The 17252-nt window shown below is 68.4% G+C and carries 15 protein-coding genes; 8 read left to right on the top strand and 7 right to left on the bottom strand.

Going from position 1 to position 17252, the window contains the following annotated elements; all coding sequences use genetic code 11:
• Window positions 1-53 precede the first annotated feature (53 nt).
• Window positions 54-641, bottom strand: a complete 588-nt coding sequence (locus ACIRRA_RS23535; RefSeq protein ID WP_402771698.1) for a DUF1003 domain-containing protein — start codon at window positions 639-641, stop codon at window positions 54-56.
• Window positions 642-711: 70 nt separating this feature from the next.
• Window positions 712-2037, bottom strand: a complete 1326-nt coding sequence (locus ACIRRA_RS23540) for a magnesium transporter MgtE N-terminal domain-containing protein (protein WP_402771701.1) — start codon at window positions 2035-2037, stop codon at window positions 712-714.
• Between the two features lie 61 nt (window positions 2038-2098).
• Between ACIRRA_RS23540 and ACIRRA_RS23545 the strand changes: the two genes are divergently transcribed.
• The 3 genes from ACIRRA_RS23545 to ACIRRA_RS23555 are packed head-to-tail and all read left to right on the top strand — an operon-like array spanning window position 2099 to window position 4139.
• The gene (locus ACIRRA_RS23545) at window positions 2099-3055 is read left to right on the top strand and encodes an HpcH/HpaI aldolase/citrate lyase family protein (RefSeq protein WP_402771704.1); all 957 of its coding nucleotides are present in this window, start codon (window positions 2099-2101) and stop codon (window positions 3053-3055) included.
• 12 nt (window positions 3056-3067) lie between these two features.
• On the top strand, window positions 3068-3559 hold the full coding sequence (locus tag ACIRRA_RS23550; RefSeq protein ID WP_402771707.1) for a general stress protein: 492 nt from the start codon (window positions 3068-3070) through the stop codon (window positions 3557-3559).
• Window positions 3560-3563: 4 nt separating this feature from the next.
• Complete coding sequence (locus tag ACIRRA_RS23555; protein ID WP_402771710.1) at window positions 3564-4139, top strand: suppressor of fused domain protein; 576 nt, start codon at window positions 3564-3566, stop codon at window positions 4137-4139.
• On the opposite strand, the gene ACIRRA_RS23560 is transcribed toward ACIRRA_RS23555, so the two are convergent.
• Both ACIRRA_RS23560 and ACIRRA_RS23565 read right to left on the bottom strand, forming a co-directional pair.
• On the bottom strand, window positions 4136-5767 hold the full coding sequence (locus ACIRRA_RS23560) for an alpha/beta hydrolase (RefSeq protein WP_402771713.1): 1632 nt from the start codon (window positions 5765-5767) through the stop codon (window positions 4136-4138). The genes ACIRRA_RS23555 and ACIRRA_RS23560 overlap by 4 nt on opposite strands.
• A 77-nt stretch (window positions 5768-5844) precedes the next feature.
• Window positions 5845-6915 carry a magnesium and cobalt transport protein CorA gene (locus tag ACIRRA_RS23565; protein ID WP_402771971.1) on the bottom strand — a complete coding sequence of 357 codons (1071 nt, stop codon included), beginning with the start codon at window positions 6913-6915 and terminating at the stop codon, window positions 5845-5847.
• A 71-nt stretch (window positions 6916-6986) separates the two neighbouring features.
• Here ACIRRA_RS23565 and ACIRRA_RS23570 point away from each other — a divergent pair, with 71 nt between their 5' ends.
• From ACIRRA_RS23570 to ACIRRA_RS23580, 3 genes are all read left to right on the top strand, one after another.
• Window positions 6987-7841, top strand: a complete 855-nt coding sequence (locus tag ACIRRA_RS23570) for a PHP domain-containing protein (protein WP_402771716.1) — start codon at window positions 6987-6989, stop codon at window positions 7839-7841.
• Window positions 7842-8155: 314 nt separating this feature from the next.
• Window positions 8156-9712, top strand: a complete 1557-nt coding sequence (locus ACIRRA_RS23575; RefSeq protein ID WP_402771718.1) for an FAD-binding protein — start codon at window positions 8156-8158, stop codon at window positions 9710-9712.
• 517 nt (window positions 9713-10229) lie between these two features.
• The gene (locus ACIRRA_RS23580) at window positions 10230-11447 is read left to right on the top strand and encodes an NADP-dependent malic enzyme (RefSeq protein WP_402771721.1); all 1218 of its coding nucleotides are present in this window, start codon (window positions 10230-10232) and stop codon (window positions 11445-11447) included.
• Between the two features lie 63 nt (window positions 11448-11510).
• Here the strand turns inward: ACIRRA_RS23580 and ACIRRA_RS23585 are convergent, their stop codons facing one another.
• Window positions 11511-12392, bottom strand: coding sequence for a sterol desaturase family protein (locus ACIRRA_RS23585; protein ID WP_402771724.1), 882 nt, complete (start codon window positions 12390-12392; stop codon window positions 11511-11513).
• Between the two features lie 140 nt (window positions 12393-12532).
• Here ACIRRA_RS23585 and ACIRRA_RS23590 point away from each other — a divergent pair, with 140 nt between their 5' ends.
• Window positions 12533-13693 (top strand): sensor histidine kinase, encoded by a 1161-nt coding sequence (locus ACIRRA_RS23590; RefSeq protein WP_402771727.1) that lies wholly within the window; start codon window positions 12533-12535, stop codon window positions 13691-13693.
• Window positions 13694-13727: 34 nt separating this feature from the next.
• Window positions 13728-14387 carry a response regulator transcription factor gene (locus tag ACIRRA_RS23595; RefSeq protein ID WP_357011979.1) on the top strand — a complete coding sequence of 220 codons (660 nt, stop codon included), beginning with the start codon at window positions 13728-13730 and terminating at the stop codon, window positions 14385-14387.
• Between the two features lie 271 nt (window positions 14388-14658).
• Here the strand turns inward: ACIRRA_RS23595 and ACIRRA_RS23600 are convergent, their stop codons facing one another.
• Both ACIRRA_RS23600 and rox read right to left on the bottom strand, forming a co-directional pair.
• Window positions 14659-15237: a hypothetical protein gene (locus tag ACIRRA_RS23600; protein WP_402771730.1), complete on the bottom strand. Its 579-nt coding sequence runs from the start codon at window positions 15235-15237 to the stop codon at window positions 14659-14661.
• A 348-nt stretch (window positions 15238-15585) separates the two neighbouring features.
• Complete coding sequence (rox, locus tag ACIRRA_RS23605; RefSeq protein WP_402771733.1) at window positions 15586-17013, bottom strand: rifampin monooxygenase; 1428 nt, start codon at window positions 17011-17013, stop codon at window positions 15586-15588.
• Between the last annotated feature and the right edge of the window lie 239 nt (window positions 17014-17252).

The raw sequence follows: 17252 nt of genomic DNA on the forward strand, positions 1-17252 counted from the left end.
ACAACGTGATCCAGGTTACCCATCAGTCAGCTCGATCGGAACAACTTCGATGGTCAGTCGCCATCTTTTTGTGCCGAAATTGCGACCTCATCAGACTTCCGATCGGTACTCTTCTTTGATTTCCTGGCCTTCGCGATCTCGCCGCCGACGGCCAGTTTCTCCAGTCTGACCAGGGATTCCTTAATGTCGTCCAGCTCCCGGCGCACGTAGTCGCGCGTGGTGACCTCGCCCACGGCCAGCCGCAGCGCGGCGAGCTCACGCGCCAGGAATTCGGTGTCGGCTTTCGTCTGGGCCGCTCGTGTCCGGTCCTCCTCGAGCGAGACCCGGTCGCGATTGTCCTGGCGGTTCTGTGCCAGCAGGATCAGCGGCGCGGCGTAGGCGGCCTGGGTGGAGAACGCCAGATTCAACAGAATGAACGGATACGGGTCCCACTGCAGCCGCAGCGCGAAAACGTTGAGCAGGATCCACACCACCACGATGGCGGTCTGGATCACCAGGTAGCGGCCGGTGCCCAGGAAGCGGGCCACCTTCTCGCTGGAACGTGCCATCGCCTCGGGATCCCAGTCGAGACCGCGGAAGCGGCTCTGCACCGGGGTCTCCAAACGCTGGCGGGCGCTGAGTTTTTCGAGCCGTTCGCTCATGCTGTTTCCTCTCGGCATGAACCGGGCCCCTGCGTGGTTACGCAAGCTGCCGCCTCCGGGGCCTGACTGTTCACGCCCTGCCTCCCGTCCCCTCGATCACGGGCATGCCGTGCGCATCGTGATGGTCTTCGTCCTGCTCGCGCCAGTCCTCCGGCAGCAGGTGGTCGAGCACGTCATCGACGGTGACGGCTCCCAGTAGATGATTCTCCGTGTCCACCACCGGTCCGCACACCAGGTTGTAGGTGGCGAAATAGCGGGTCACGGCGGTGAGCGGGGCATCGGGCCGCAGCTGCACCAGGTCGGTGTCGACAATGCCGCCGACCAGGTTCGCGGGCGGTTCCCGCAGCAACTGCTGGAAGTGCACGCAGCCCAGGTAGCGGCCGGTCGGGGTGGCCGTGGGCGGACGCACCACGAAGGCCATCGACGCCAGGGCCGGGGTCAGCTCGGGATCGCGGATGCGGGCCAGCGCCTCGGCGACCGTGGTGGAGGCGGTGATGACGATCGCGTCGGGCGTCATCAGACCACCGGCGGTGTAGGGCGCGTGCTCGAGCAGGCGGCGCACCGGTTCGGAGTCCTCCGGATCCATCAGCGCCAGCAGCGATTCCGCCTCGCCCGCGGGCAGCTCGCCCAGCAGGTCGGCGGCGTCGTCGGGGTCCATGGCCTCGAGCAGGTCGGCCGCGCGTTCCACGCCGAGCTGTTCGAGCAGTTCCACCTGGTCGTTCTCGGGCAGCTCCTGGACCACGTCGGCCAGCCGCTCGTCGTCGAAGGCGGCCGCCACCTCGATGCGGCGCTTGAGCGGCAGTTCGCGCAGCAGGTGCGCGACGTCGGCAGGGCGCATGCCCTCGAACTGCTCGAGCAGCTGGGTGACGTCCTGGCCGGGCAGGTTCAGCTCGGTCTGGGTGAGGCCGCGCACCTGTGCCCAGTCGACCACGTGCACCGCGCCGCGCCGGCCGAAGCCCACGCCGAGGCGGCGGCGTTCGCGCACGGCGACCCGGGACACTACCCAGTCGCGGGTGCGGCCCTGCTCGATACCCAGGTCGACCACCACCACGTCCGCGCTCGCCAGCTGCGGCAGCTCGGAATCGGCGACGCGGACCGTGGAGTCGAGAATCTGTGCGATGGCCAGCAGCTCGCCGGGCCGCTGCTCGAAGCGGCGCACGCTGATGGTGCCGGTGGTGAGGGTGAGGGCGCCCGGTTCGATGGCCTGGACCCGCAGCATGGGCACGAAAATGCGCTTGCGGGTGGGGAGTTCGACGAGCACGCCCAGCACCCTGGGCTGCTGGCGGTCGTACCGTATCGAGATCACGATGTCGCGGAGGCGGCCGATAGACTCGCCGTCCGGTCCCAGTACCACCAAGCCCGCCAGCCGGGCGGCGAAAACCTTCGTCGCTGCCATGTTTGGTAAGGCTAATGGGTCGAACGCGTCCAAAATGTCGCGCCATAAGAAGGAGTGAGCCATGACATCGCGCCGATCGGTGCTCGCCGTCCCCGGCAGCAACCCGCGCATGATCGAGAAGGCCAAGGGACTGCCCGCCGACGAGGTGTTCCTGGATCTCGAGGACGCGGTCGCGCCGGCGGCGAAGGCGGCCGCGCGGGCGAACATCGTGGCGGCCCTCAACTCCGGCGGCTGGGGCGCCCAGATTCGCGTTGTGCGGGTCAACGATTGGACCACCGAGCACACGTATGCCGACGTCATCGCCGTGGTGGAGGGCGCGGGCTCGGAGTTGGACGCCATCCTGCTGCCGAAGGTCACCGACGCCGGGCAGGTGCAGGCCCTCGACCTGCTGCTGACCCAGCTGGAGAAGGCCAACGGGCTGCCGGTCGGGCGGATCGGGATCGAACCGCAGATCGAGAACGCGCTCGGGCTGCGCAATATCGACGCCATCGCGACCGCGAGCCCGCGGGTGCGGACCCTGGTGTTCGGTCCCGCCGACTTCATGGCCTCGATCAATATGCGCACCCTGGTGGTGGGCGAGCAGCCCGAGGGCTACGAGCCGGGTGACGCCTATCACCACATCTATATGACGATCCTGCTGGCGGCCCGCGCCCACGGCCTGCAGGCCATCGACGGCCCCTACCTGGCGGTCCGCGATATCGACGGCTTCCGCCGCAACGCATCCCGCACGGCCGCACTGGGTTTCGACGGCAAGTGGGTGCTGCACCCGGATCAGATCACCGCCTGCAATGAGATCTTCAGCCCACGCCAGGCCGATTACGACCGGGCCGAGGAGATCCTCGACGCCTACGCGTTCCACACCTCGACCGAGGGCGGCGCGCGGGGCGCGGTAATGCTCGGTGACGAGATGATCGACGAGGCCAGCGCCAAGATGGCTCAGGTGATCGCTGATAAAGGCAGGGCCGCCGGAATGGCGCGAACCACGCGTTTCGTACCAGCGCCCGTCGACGCGAAATAGCATGATGGAGTCATGACGAATCCCATGGGGAATCCGAGCCGGGGCCGTCCCGGCCTGCCGACGCCACCGTCGGGCTGGCCGGTCGGCTCCTACCCGACCTATGCCGAGGCGCAGCGGGCGGTCGACTACCTGGCCGACAACCAGTTCGCGGTGGAGGGCGTGACCATCGTCGGTGTCGACCTCATGCAGGTCGAGCGTGTGCTGTACCGGCTGACCTGGGGCAAAGTCATTGGCGGCGGCATGGTTTCGGGCGCCTGGCTGGGCCTGTTCCTGGGTCTGCTGCTGAGCATGTTCACCTCCGGCGGGGCCATCGGCCCGCTGGCGGTCGGCCTGATCGGCGGCATCATCTTCGGCCTCATCTCCGCATCCATCCCGTACGCGGCCACCCGGGGCCAGCGCGACTTCGCCTCCACCATGCAGCTGGTGGCCGGCCGCTACGACGTGCTGTGCGACCCGAAGACCGCCGAGCAGGCGCGCGACATGCTCGCCAGGCTGGCCATCTAGATCCATGGAGGTAATGGATCAGGTCCGGGCCGCGCTGCTCGGTCATTTCGGGGTGGAGTCCGCGGACGCGGCATCGGTGACGTTTCTGGGGCTGGAGCCCATCGACATCCTGCGTATCCCGGACGGCGAGTTCGTGCACTACGCCACACTGGGCGGCTCCCGGCATCCGATGACGGATCCGGCCGCGGCGCTGGCCGATCCGGTGCGCGGGCCGCGTGCGGAGCTGGTGCTGACACTGCGCGGCGGTGTGGGCGCGGGTTCGGGGTTGACTCGCACGCTGGGCGTACTGGTGGCGGCACCTGCGGTGGAAGGTGTTGTGCTGCAGGCGGATGCGCTGCTCGACCTGGGAGAACAGTTGTGGGCCAACGCACCGTTCACCGCGGTGCTACTGGGTGCGAGCGACATCCCGGAGGTGGCGCTGCCGGAACCCGCTGAGCCCGTGCGATTCCTGGCTGTCGTGCCGATCACCGCGACGGAGGCGGCGTGGGTGCGGATTCGCGGCGCGGCGGCATTGCGCGACGCCTGGGCCGAGGCGGGAATCGACGTGCGCGATCCCGCCCGGGCCGCCGCGTCGCTCTAATCGAACGGGTTGCCGTCGATCGGACAGGTCGTGCCGCTGGCCGGAAGCGTTCCCGCGATGAGATATTCGCGTTTCGCGGCCTCCGAGCACGTGCTGTGCACGTACATGCTGCTGTGCCCGGCGCCCTCCACCACCAACAGGCGCGCGTCCGACAGTTCGGCCGCACCGGCGGCGGCTCCGGCCAGCGGTGTCGCGGGATCATTGCGACTGTTGATCACCAGGATCGGGGCAGTCGGCCGATTCCACGGTCCCGGGTAGGGGTTCACGGCGGTCTGCGGCCAGTAGGCGCAGGTCAGTGCGTCCAGGACGCCGAGCCGGCCGAAGACGGGCACCCGCTGGTCCTCACTGATCGCGAGGGCGCTGTAGCGCCGCTCGTCGCGCGGCACCCGGCTGTCGGCGCACTGGACGCCGTGGAAGGCCTCGGTGTAGTTGTCGTCGTAGGTGTTGGCGCCGGTGCCGCCCAGGCCTTGCGAGCTGCCCGTGCCGATATCGGCCACCTGCCGCACCAGGGCCGAGGTCTCGGCGAGCACATCGGTCGGCCGATACGGTGTGTTGCGCAGATCGTAGAGAAGTTGCAGGGTGGCGGCGACCTGCGGCCAGCCGGCCGGATTGGACAGCTGGCCCGCAGCGGCCACCACCGTGCCGTAATCGTACCGTTTGCCGTCCCACGAGATCGGTTCGCGCCGTACCCGTTCCAGGATCCGCTGCCATTTGTCTCGCGGATCTCCCTGGGAGAAAGCGCATTCGGGCCCGGCCGCCACACAGGCGTCGAGCATGGCGTCGAACGTGCCCGCGATTCCGGTGGCGACGTCCTGACGGGTGTCGATGGGCTGGTCGGCGGCGGCGTCGTCGAGACCGAGGGCGTTACCGCGGAAGTCCATCGAGCCGTCCAATGCCAGGGCGCGGACCCGGCCGGGAAACATGTTGGCGTACAGCGCGCCCAGGTAGGTGCCGTACGAAATGCCGTGGTATGTCAGCTTGTCGTCGCCGACGGCCCGGCGCAGCAGGTCCAGATCTCGTGCGGTGTTCTCGGTCGACAGGTGGGGCAGCAGGTCGGCGGCGCGCTGCCCGCAGTTGTCCGCCAGCGTCTTCGCGGCCACGAAGAACGGCGGCTCCGTGCCGGGCGTGCCGGGCATCGCGGGATAGGTGGCGAAGAACAGCTGCTGCGCGGTCGCATCCGGAAAACAGTGCACCGGTGCGCTGTTCGCGACGCCGCGGGAATCCCAGGACACCAGATCGAAGCGGGCGCGCAGCTCGTCGGAGAACAGCCACGGCCAGTGCGCCCGTTCCCGCAGCCGCTGCACCCCGGACCGGCCGGGGCCGCCGAAGTTGACGAACAGCGTGCCGATCCGCCGGGCCGGGTCGGCGGCGGGGAGTTTGATCACGGCCAGGTCGATCGATCGCGCCTCGGGGTGCGCGTAGTCCAGTGGCACTCGTGCTGTCGCACAGGAGAATCCGGAATCGCAGTCGGTCCACTGCAGGGTGGGTGCCGGTGCGGCATCGGCGAGAGAGTCGACGTAGGAGTCGGTTGCCGGGCCGGCCGCGGCGGGCACCGGCACAGCCAGCAGGAGCCCGAATATTGCTGTCCACCAAGCCATCCGGCCGCGGACCGGCGAAGTCCTCTTCATGAACACAGCCGAATTCATAGCAACCCGACGGCGGGCGCGTCGAGGCGATCAGCAAAGCCCCTGGTCGGGGCGGGTGCTCAAAGCCAGTTGTTGCGATGGAAATTCGCGTACAGCAGGGCGCACAGGCCGATCATCGTCACGATCACGATGGGGTAGCCGTAGGTCCACGAGAGTTCCGGCATGTGTTCGAAATTCATGCCGTAGACGCCCGCGATCATGGTCGGCACGGCGGCCATGGCGGCGTAGGCGGAGATCTTGCGCATATCGGTGTTCTGCTGCACGCTCACCTTGGCCAGCGCGGCATTGATGAGGGCGCTGAGGGATTCGTTGAAATCGATGATCTGCTCGGTGACCGCGGTGTGGTGGTCGGTGACGTCGCGCAGATATCGGTGGATCTCCTTGGGCAGCGGCAGCGTGGTGTCGTGGGTCAGCACCTGCAGCGGCAGCCCGAGCGGCTTGACGGCCCGGCGCAGCTCCACCACTTCACGTTTCAGCTGGTAGATGGCATCGATCTGGAGCTTGTTCGCCGGCGTGAAGACGGCCTCCTCGATGGCGTCCACGTCCTCCTCGATCGCCGCCGTGACCTGGACATAGGAGTCGACCACGCGGTCGGCCACCGCGTGCAGGACCGCGCCGGGCCCCAGTCCGAGCTGGCGCGGGTCGGCTTCGAGGTCCTTGCGCACACCGCTCAATTCGGTGTGCTCACCGTGGCGGACGGTGATCACGAAATCGGGTCCCGCGAACACCATGATCTCGCCGGTGTCGACGATCTCGCTGACCGTGCTGAGTTCGTGCTCGATGTAGCGCACGGTGCGCAGCACCAGGAACAGGATGTCGTCGTAGCGTTCGAGTTTGGGCCGCTGCTGCGCCTTGACCGCGTCCTCGACGGCGAGTTCGTGCAGGCCGAAGGTCTGCGCGATATCGGCCATGAGTTCCTTGCCGGGCTCGAACAGTCCGAGCCAGACGAATCCTTCGCGGCGTTCGCGCACTTCGGCCAGCGCGTTCTTGTACGAGCTGTGCTCGAACAGCCGCACCCCGTCGACGTAGACCGCGCAGTCGACGATCCGGCCGCGATGGACGGGCATCTTGGCGGGGTCCAGCGGCTCGCCGGACCGCCCGAGCCAGTGGAAGGACGGCAGCGGCGGAATCGAGGACACATCAACGATGCTAATCGTCCCGCCCCCGGGCGCTGGTTTGCGTCGCAGGCAATATAGGGGGCGTGCGCATCGATCTCCACACCCATTCCAACGCGTCCGACGGCACGGACACCCCGGCCGAACTGATCGCGAACGCCGCCGCTGCCGGTCTCGACGTGGTGGCCCTGACCGACCACGACACCACCTCCGGCTGGGCCGAGGCCGCCGCCGCGCTCCCTCCGGGCCTGACGCTGGTGCGCGGCATGGAGATGTCGTGTGTCGGGCTGGGGGAGGACGGCTATCCGGTGCCGGTCCACCTGCTGGCCTACCTGTTCGACCCCGAGGACGAGTCCTTCGCGCAGGAGCGGGAGCGGTTGCGCGCCGAACGGGTGGTGCGGCTGCGAACCATGGCCGAGCAGATGGCCGCCGACGGCCTGCCCATCGATCCGGACGCGGTCATGGCGTCGGTGGGCCCGTCGGCGGGTCGCCCGCATCTGGCCCGGGCCCTGGTGCACGCCGGGGTGGTGCCGACCGTGGGCGCCGCCTTCCAGGATCTGCTGGCCCCGCACGGCCGCTACTACGTCGAGAAGGCCGATACGCCGCTGCGGCGGGCCGTCGAAATGGTGGCCTCGGCGGGCGGCGTGAGCGTGGTGGCGCACGCCCGGGCCCGCAAGCGTGGGCGGCTGCTGGCGCTGGATCACATTCGCGAGCTGACCGAGTTCGGGCTGGGTGGCCTGGAACTCGATCACCCCGACCACAGTGCGGAGGACCGTGAGGTGCTGCGCGGGCTGGCCGCCGAGCTGGGTTTGCTGACGACCGGCTCCTCGGACTACCACGGCGCCAACAAGACCATTCGGCTCGGCGAATTCACCACCGACCCAACGCAATTCGAGGAAATCGTGGGCAAAGCGAGCGGAGTCCCGGTGATCACCGCATGAGAGTGGTCCGGGGCCTGAGCGGAATGGTCGCGGGGGGCACGCTGGTGCTGGCGGCCACGGTCGCCACCACCGCGATCATCGGTGCTCGGCGCGGTTTTCCGGGCCCCGGATGGGCGGCTGTGACGTGGCATGTGACCGCGGCGGCAGCCGTGCTGGCCGCCCAAATTTATGCGGATAGGCATCGGGGTTTTGCGGCTTTTTTCGGATGTTTGGTCGTTTTCGTGATAGCCGGATATCTGCTCTGGGCGCAGTGGTGGAATTGAAATACGCATAACGGTTGCGAGTGAGTGAACCGTCGTCGAACATTTGTCGATATGACCGAATTCGACGCCGATGTGCTGGTGCTGGGAGGTGGCCCGGCCGGAGCCTGGGCCGCTCTGGCCGCTGCCGCCGCGGGCGCGCGGGTATTGGTCGCCGACAAGGGCCGCTGCGGCAGCAGCGGCCCTACGGCGCGGGGCGGGGTCACCCTGTGGAACATTCCGCCCGGGCCGGCCCGAGACGAGGCCGTACGGCAGAACTTCGCGCACGGCGGCGGGCTGGGCGACGCGGAGTGGATGTGCCGGGTGCTGGAGGAGACCCATCGGCGGGTCGGCCAACTGGTGACCGGCGGCTTCCGCTTCCGTGGTGAACACGCCGAGCGCCCGGCGCGGGTCTATCTCGACGGCGCGCAGTATCTGGGCCGGCTGCGGCGCAGCATGGTGATCGCGGGGATCCGCATCCTCGACCGCCATCCCGCGCTCCAGCTCATCACCGACCGCGACGGCGTCGTGTCGGGCGCGGCGGGTGTGACGGAGGGTGGCGAGTTCCGCGGCTGGACCGTCCGGGCGCGTGCGGTGGTGCTGGCCACCGGCGGCTGTGCCTTCCTCTCCGGTGGCGCGGGCACCGATGTGGACACCGGGGACGGGCTGCTCATGGGGGCGGAGGCGGGGGCCGAACTGTCCGGCATGGAGTTCTCCAACGCGTATTCGCTGACCCCGGTGGCCGGTTCGCCGCTGCCGGGTGGCCGCGCGGTGGCCGCGGTGTTCGCCTCCGACCAGGTCATGCACTTCGCCACGCTCTACGACGAGTCGCGAGCGGTGCTGTGGGGGCAGGGATGCGGTTCGCGCGCACAGGCTTTCGCGGCCATCGCCGACGGCAGGCGGGTCTATGCCGCGCTGGACGAACTGCCCGAGGCAGTGCGCGCGGAGCTGCAGCGGCACGGGCCGAGCCCGACCGGTCAGGTGCCGTTGTCCGCGGTGCTGGAGGGCACGGTGCGCGGCACCGGCGGGCTGCGGCTGACCGGACTCGACTGCGCGACCACGGTTCCCGGCCTCTACGGCGCGGGCGACGTCACCACCCGGGAGCCCATCACCGGGGCGGTCAGCGGGTTCGGCGGCCAGAACGGCGCGTGGGCCATCTCCTCCGGCGTGTGGGCGGGCGCGGGCGCGGCCGATTTCGCGGCGGCCCGCCGCAAGCTCGGCAAGGCGCGCCCGGTGCCCGGCGCGGGTCTGGGCGACAAGGCGCGCATCGATCCGCGCGCGGTGGTCGGCCTGGTCCAGGAGCACACGCTGCCGCTGCGGCGCAGCTACTGGCGCAGCGACGGCAGCCTGCGCGACAGCATCGGCGAACTGGACGGCATGTGGCCCGCCGTCGAATTGGCGCTCGGCGGAAGGGGACCCGATCGCCTGCTCGCCCGGCAGGCCGCCGCGCTGCTGGCCGTCGCTCGCTGGACCAAGTACTCCGCCCTGGCCCGCACCGAGACCCGCGGCATGCATCGCCGCACCGACCATCCGGGCGCCGGAAGTGACTGGCGAGTACGGTTGCTCTCCGGAGGTCTCGGCAGTGTCTGGGTCCGGCCGGACCTCACAGCGGTGAGTGCATCCCCCGCTTGACAGCTCACAGCCGCCGCCGCAACCGCGTTGTGACAGTTCTCCGAGTTCAGGTTCCGACCAGCGAGTTTCTGTTCATCTCGGTGTGATTCGGCTGCCTTACCCTTCAACGATGGTGAGGCGACGCGACGGACCCGGGGGCGATTTGGCAGGCCGTCGCAGCGACTGGCAGAATGGGCCGATCCCGGCCGCCGCCACCGCCCGGCCCGGGACACTCGGTGATCACGAACCCCGACTCGCGGGTTCACACGAGGTCACCCCGGCTGTATCGCCCGGACACACCCCTCCGGTTCTCGCTCGATGATCTGCGCTGGCGCGACACACTTCTCGCAATGCCGTAATACTTTGTATGCGTCGCCACGATGAGGTGGCAAGGTTTCCACGAAGTGGCTCGGAAGTGGTGTCGACGTCGCTGAACGCGGCTGCGGCAAAAGATATATGAGCACCGAAACCACAAATTCCGCTATTACCGAACGGTAACCGTCCAACGGTTGAGTCCGAACCGATCAGGAGTGAAATCGTGTCACCCGTGACTGAAGCAGTGAATGCCACCGAGGCCCCCGCGTCCAATGGGGCGAACCTGTCCGACATCACCAACGAAGAAATTTTCGCCGGGCACCTTGGCGGCAAGCTCTCGGTCGAACTCACCGCGCCGCTGGAGACCCAGCGCGACCTGTCCATCGCCTACACCCCCGGCGTCGCGAAGGTGTGCCTCGGCATCGCCGAGGACGAGTCCCTCGCCAAGACCTACACCTGGGCCGAGCGCCTGGTCGTGGTCGTGTCCGATGGCACCGCCGTGCTGGGCCTGGGCGACATCGGCGCCCGCGCCTCGCTGCCGGTGATGGAGGGCAAGGCGGCACTGTTCAAGAAGTTCGCCGGGCTGGACTCCATTCCGCTGGTGCTCGACACCAAGGACCCCGACGAGATCGTCGAGACCCTGATCCGCCTGCGCCCGAGCTTCGGCGCGGTCAACCTCGAGGACATCTCCGCGCCGCGCTGCTTCGAGATCGAGAAGCGCGTGATCGAGGCGCTGGACTGCCCGGTCATGCACGACGACCAGCACGGCACCGCCATCGTGGTGCTGGCCGCCCTCAAGGGTGCGGCCGCTGTGCAGGGTCGTGACATGTCCGGCCTGAAGGTTGTGGTGTCCGGTGCCGGCGCGGCCGGTGTGGCGTGCACCGACATCCTGCTGGCCGCAGGCGTTTCCGACATCATCGTGCTCGACTCGAAGGGCATCGTGAGCCAGGACCGCACCGACCTCAACGAGGTCAAGGCGGAGCTGGCGAAGCGCACCAACCCGCGCGGTGTCACCGGCGGCGCGGCCGAGGCGCTCGCGGGCGCGGACGTGTTCCTGGGCCTGTCGGCCGGCACCATCGCCGAGGAGCTCATCGCATCGATGGCTCCCGAGTCCGTCGTGTTCGCCATGTCGAACCCGAACCCGGAGATCCACCCCGAGGTGGCCAAGAAGTACGCCGCCATCGTGGCCACCGGCCGCAGCGACTTCCCGAACCAGATCAACAATGTGCTGGCCTTCCCGGGCGTCTTCAAGGGCGCGCTGGATGCCGGCGCGCGCCGTATCACCGAGGGCATGAAGGTGGCTGCGGCCGAGGCGATCTTCAACGTGGTGGCCGGTGAGCTGTCCGTGGACAAGATCATCCCGAGCCCGCTGGACCCGCGCGTGGCTCCGGCCGTCGCCGAGGCCGTGGGCAACGCGGCTCGCGCCGAGGGTGTGGCGTAGCCACTGGCCGGGCAACAAAAGGGGCGCTTCGTCGTATGACGAAGCGCCCCTTTTCTTATTGGACTAGACCGCGGCCGTGACCTTTTCGAGCTCGGGGGTTGCGGCATTCTCGTGCCAGCCGGGCGGGCCGAATATATATCCGAGACGCCCGCGCCAGGTTCGGGCCGTCCGGACATCACGGACCAGATCGACGAGTTCGGTGTAATTGACCTTGAGTGGATTGTCGGTATTGATGTCCGTGGTCAACCCGTAGCGAATCGGTTCGGTCTCCGTGGCGAAGCTGCCGAACAGGCGATCCCAGATGATCAGGATGCCGCCGTAATTGGTGTCCAGATACGGCTGGTTGGAGCCGTGGTGCACGCGGTGGTGGGCCGGGGTGTTGAACACGAATTCGAGGGGCCGCCACAGGGTTTTCACGCGCTGGGTGTGGATCGGGAACTGGTAGAGCAGCCCCAGCGACTGCAGGGCGAACACCATCCAGGCCGGGAAGCCCAGCAGTGCCGCGGGCACCCAGCACAGGCCGCGCACGATATTGGCGGCCGGATGCGCCCAGGGCAGCCGGATGGCGGTGGAGAAGTTGAAGAACCGGCTGGAGTGGTGGACGCTGTGCGAGGTCCACAGCAGCCGCACCCGGTGGTCGGCTCGATGCGCCCAGTAGTAGCAGAAATCGGTGACGATCAGGCCCAGCACCCACACCCACCAGTGCGCCGGCGACAGGTGCAGCGGGGTGAAGTGCGCGGCCAGCACCACGCCGGAGAACGGAATCACCTGCGCCAGAATCGGTTTGGCTATGCGGCCGAGCACGAAGGTGGCGATGTTGGAGGTGGTGTCGCGGCGGTCGATGCCATTGGCCGGGCGGTCCGGGTCGCGCCGGTTGTCGATCCATTCGATCAACATGAGCAGCGCGAACGCCGGCAGGGCGTAGATGAACAGATCGGCATTCACGGGCGTGCTCCTCGGCGGGCCGGTCGGGCTGCTGGCATGTGCTCGACGCTAGTTCCCCGGCGCGCGCGGATCGTCGCGCCGACGGGGGATTCCGCGTCCCCCACACGGGGGACGGCCGGTCCCCGGGGTACCGTGCGGCCATGGATGTGACCAGGTCACTGGCCCGGCAGTCGCTGCTGGTGGCCGCCGTCGCGGCGGCGCTGGACGGCGCTCAGATGGTGATGTGCGGGGCCTTCGGCGCCGCGCCCGCGCTGGCCGCGATCCTGACGCTGGCCACGGTGGCAGCCGATCTGGCGCTGGCCGCGCCCGCGTCGACGGCGGCCGCGGTGGCGGTGGCGCAGGTGGTGGTGAAGGTGGCGGTGGCGCTGTTCGCCCACCACTACGGCATCACCGCACGGGTTTTCGACGTCGGCTTCCTGGTCGCGGGATATCAGGCGGGTGCGTGGCTGAGCGGGATCAGCTCGGTGCTGACCATGCTGCTGCTGGCCGGCGGCTCGCTGACGGTGAACGTGGTGGCGGCCATCGAGGGCGCCAACAATCCGGTCCGGCTGGCGATCTTCGCGCTGGGCGCGGGCGTGGTGCCCTGGCTGGTGGGCCGGTACACCGCGGCGCGCGGGGCCTATATCGCGGAGCTGGAGCAGCGGGAGACCCTGCGGCAGCAGGAGCAGCGGGCGGCGCTGGACCGGGCGCTGGCCGATGAGCGCGAGGCCATCGCGCGGGATCTGCACGACGTCATCTCGCACCATGTGAGCGCCATCGGGATTCACGCCGGGGTGGCGCGAATGGCCCTGTCCCGCACCGATACCGAGGCGGCGGCGCGTTCGGTGTCCGCGGTGGAGTCGAGCAGCCGCGCCGCCATGGTGGATCTGCGCCGCCAGCTTGACCTGCTGCACGGCCGCGACGACGAGGGCGAGCGGCAGCCCGGCCTCGCCGATATCGAGGACCTGGCGCAGCGGGTGCGGGATGCCGGACTGACTGTGCACGTGACGGTTTCGGGTGAGCCGCCGGTGCTGCCGGAGTCGCTGGACGTCATGCTCTACCGGGTGGTCCAGGAGCTGCTGACCAATGCACTGCGGCACGGGCGTGATGCGGCCGCGCTGGAGATCGGTTATCGCCCGGACGCGGTGGAGCTGCGCGAGACGAATCCCATTGCCGCCCTGGAGACCACCACCGGGGTGCCGCGCGGCCTGGATGGGATCCGCCGCCGGGTCGAACTGTTCGACGGCACCGTCGCCTACGGCGCCGACCCGTCCGGAACCCGCTGGGTCGTCCGGGTTTCCGTGCCGGTGGGGACCGCATAATGCCCATTGGGACCGCACAGCCGATCGGAGCCGCATGAGCATCACCATCCTGATCGCCGATGACCACACCGTGTTCCGTTCCGGTCTGCGCGCGGTGGTGGACGCGCACCCGGATCTGGAGTGCGTGGCCGAAGTGGGCGACGGCCGGGCCGCCATCGAGGCGGCCGCCCGCACCCATCCGGACGTGGCGATCCTGGATGTGCGCATGCCGAAGCTGGACGGGCTCGCCGCCACCGCCGCCATCGTGGCGGCGGGCGGCACCCGGGTGCTGGTGCTCACCACCTACGACAGCGAGGCCAACCTGCATCGCGCGCTGTCGGCCGGGGCCAGTGGCTTTCTGCTGAAAAGCCTTCCGCCGGAGGAACTCGTGGCCGCCATCCGGGTGGCAGTGCGCGGCGACGCCGTCATCGACCCGTCCATGACGCGCCGCCTGGCGACCCGCCTGGTGACCGGCATCGCCCCGCCGTCCGAGCCGCCGGAGCTGGCGCAACTCACCGCCCGCGAGCGGGAGGTCCTGCTACTGGTGGCCGATGCCCGCAGCAACAGCGAGATCGCCGCCGCCCTGGGCGTCGGCGAGGAGACGGTCAAGACCCACGTCTCCCGAGTCCTCGCCAAACTCGGTGTGCGAGACCGCATCCACGCGGTCGTCTACGCCCACCAACATGGACTTGTACACCTCGACCGTCCGCGCTGACCCGCCAAGTCGGCGCGACGAGTCCCGCACGGCGCGTTGCTGGTGGCCGTATCGCAGCAGACCGATCGGGTTATCCGGAGGCCGGTCAGTCGCGCGATCTCGTAGCGGCGCCGACGATCCGGCCGCGGCGGCGCCGAACCGGATGGCCGGTCCTGTCGACCGATCTGATTCCGGCCGGCTCGCCTGACGAGGAGCGTCGTCGAACCGGAAACCCTCAGTGCACCCGAGGGCTTCTCGAGTAGTGCGCATTTGCCGTTCGGTGAGGTGCGGATCAGTTCTGTGGCGCGGGTTGCGGCTGCGGATCGGCCCACTTGGAGGTGCCCGGTGCGGCCTGCCAGGTATTCAGCAGGTCGATGCCCGCGGCGATCAACGTCGGGCCGCCCGCCACCAGGCCACCGATGATTCCGCCCGCCGGGACCCCGGCAACACCGCCGGGGATGCAGCCGATCGCGATGCTGGCAACGCAACCGACGACGAAACCGATTATCCCGCCGACCAATGCGCCGACTTGACCGGCGACCGACAGCTTGCTGCTGAATTCGTTCAGCGCTCGCTGGTCCTCTTGCGGAGAGGCAATCGGTTCGAGCGCGAGTTGCTGGTTGGAGATCTGCACTCCTTCCGGCTTCGTCGGTGTGATCTCGAGAACGGTGTCATCGTTCCTCGTGACCGCTTTGACGGGAACCCGGGCGTCCCCGATCCGGTAGTCGAGCGGCATCGACAGTACCGTCGCACCGCTGTCGTCCTTGATGTTGGCCACCTGGGTCTTCGGAGCGTCAGGCGTCGGGCCGTCCTGCTCGATCAGCGCGAACCTCGCGCCCCGGAGTGTGGCGACCACGGTCTTGTCGACCACCTTGAGTGAGTACTTGATCCCTGGATCGGCCGGGGCGGCGGGCTCGGCATGCACGGTCCCCAGACCGCCGGTCAGTGCGCCGACAACCAGTATGGAAGTCGCGGTGGCGCTGCGGAATTTCATTCGATTTCCCAATCCGTCGTAGGGCTGCCCGCACCACCGTTGCCGCATGAGACATCTTGTCCCACAGGGAAATTCCACCACGAGCAGTGGTAGTAGCGGTGCGGCCAACGGCATCCTGACCAGGCTAGAACGGGTTGTAGCCCGAAGGAGGCGCCGATGATCCCCGATAGAGCACGCGATGATCATTCGGTGATGCGGTGACGGATTGCCGACGAACGGTTGAAATCAGTTGGCGGGCTTGCCGAACCAGCGGGCGAGGTGCTCGTTCAGGTGCCGCTGGTTCTCGCCGATCCAGGCGACGTGGCCGTCGGGCCGGAGCAGGATCGCCGGAACATCCAGTGCCGCGGTGGGATCCGCGATGAGGTCGACCCGGTCCGACCAGCCCTCGACGGTCAGACGTCCGGTGCGGTCGAGTACCAGGCCGCGGCCCCGATGTAGTCGGTCGTAGAGGCGACCCTGTTGCAGGTCGATATCGCGCAGCCGGCGGCCGAGCAGGTCGGGGCCCTCGCCGAAGTCGTAGCGGATGTCGATCGCGGTGATCTTCTCGATCAGATAGCGGTTCACCTCGTCGAAATCCATCAGTTCGGTGAGCAGCCTGCGCACGGCCTGCGGGCCCGGTTCGGTGGACAGCAGTTCCATCTGGGCGCGGGTGTTGTCCAGTACGTCTTCGGCGACCGGATGACGTTCGGTCTGGTAGGTGTCCAGCAATGTTTCCGGTGCCCAGCCGCGGATCTGTGCGGCCAGTTTCCAGCCGAGGTTGAACGCGTCCTGAACGCCAAGGTTGAGGCCCTGACCGCCGGTGGGCGGATGGATGTGCGCCGCATCGCCGGCCAGCAGCACCCGACCGACCCGATAGTGCTCGGCCAGCCGGGTGGCATCCCCGAAGCGGGACAGCCAGCGCGGGGAGTGCACGCCGAAATCGGTTCCGGCGATGTCGCGCAACCCTTGTTTGAAATCCTCGAGGGTGGGTGGTTCCGTGCGATCCTCGCTGACTCCCTTGGTGGGGACGACGACGCGATAGACCCCTTCACCGAAGGGCCCGAGACTGAATACCTTGTTGGTCTTGCGGATTTCGGCGACCTTGGCGGCGATCTCCTCCTGCGGCACACCCACTTCCATCTCGCCCATCAGCGTCTCGGTCCGTGCGGGCTCGCCGGGGAAGCCGACGCCGAGCAGTTTGCGCACCGTACTGCGCGCGCCGTCACAGCCGACGAGGTAACGCGACCGCAGCCGCTCCCCGTCGGCCAGCTCGACGGTCACACCCTCGTCGTCCTGCTCGAAATCGGCCACCGCGCAACCGCTTCGGACCTGCGCACCCAGTTCGATCGCATGTTCTTCGAGTAGATGATCGACGACCGGCTGCGGGATGCCCAGCAGATAAGCGTGCGCGGAATCCAGGCCCTCGGGAGCGGGTTTGGTGATGGCGGCGAAGATACCGCCGACCGGACGCGGTCTTCCGCGTTCGAGAATGCGATCCAGCAGTCCGCGCATCGCCATCAGCTCGATACTGCGAATATGCAGACCGACTATGCGCACGAACGATACGGGCTCGGGTTCTTTCTCCAGAACGAGTACCCGCACATCGTGCAGCCGCAGTTCGGCGGCCAGCATCGCACCGGTCGGCCCGCACCCCGCAATGATCACATCGAACATGAACCACCCATTCGCCCAATTCTCACCCAGCCGCCGTGCGTCCTGTCGTCAGCGCGGCCGCGCGTGCAACCGTCTCGCTGATTCCGCATTTCCGCAGGTCCTGGCATCGAGCGCCTATTCTGCGGCCCTCTAGGTCTTGCCGCAAGCGAGATATGTTGAAAGCGGAGGGGTTCGGCCGAGAACGCCTCGACCGGACCCGCCGGTGAAGCGGACTCGTTATCCATGGGTCGGCGCGACCG

This window comes from Nocardia sp. NPDC101769, from assembly GCF_044766925.1.
Lineage (GTDB): Bacteria > Actinomycetota > Actinomycetes > Mycobacteriales > Mycobacteriaceae > Nocardia.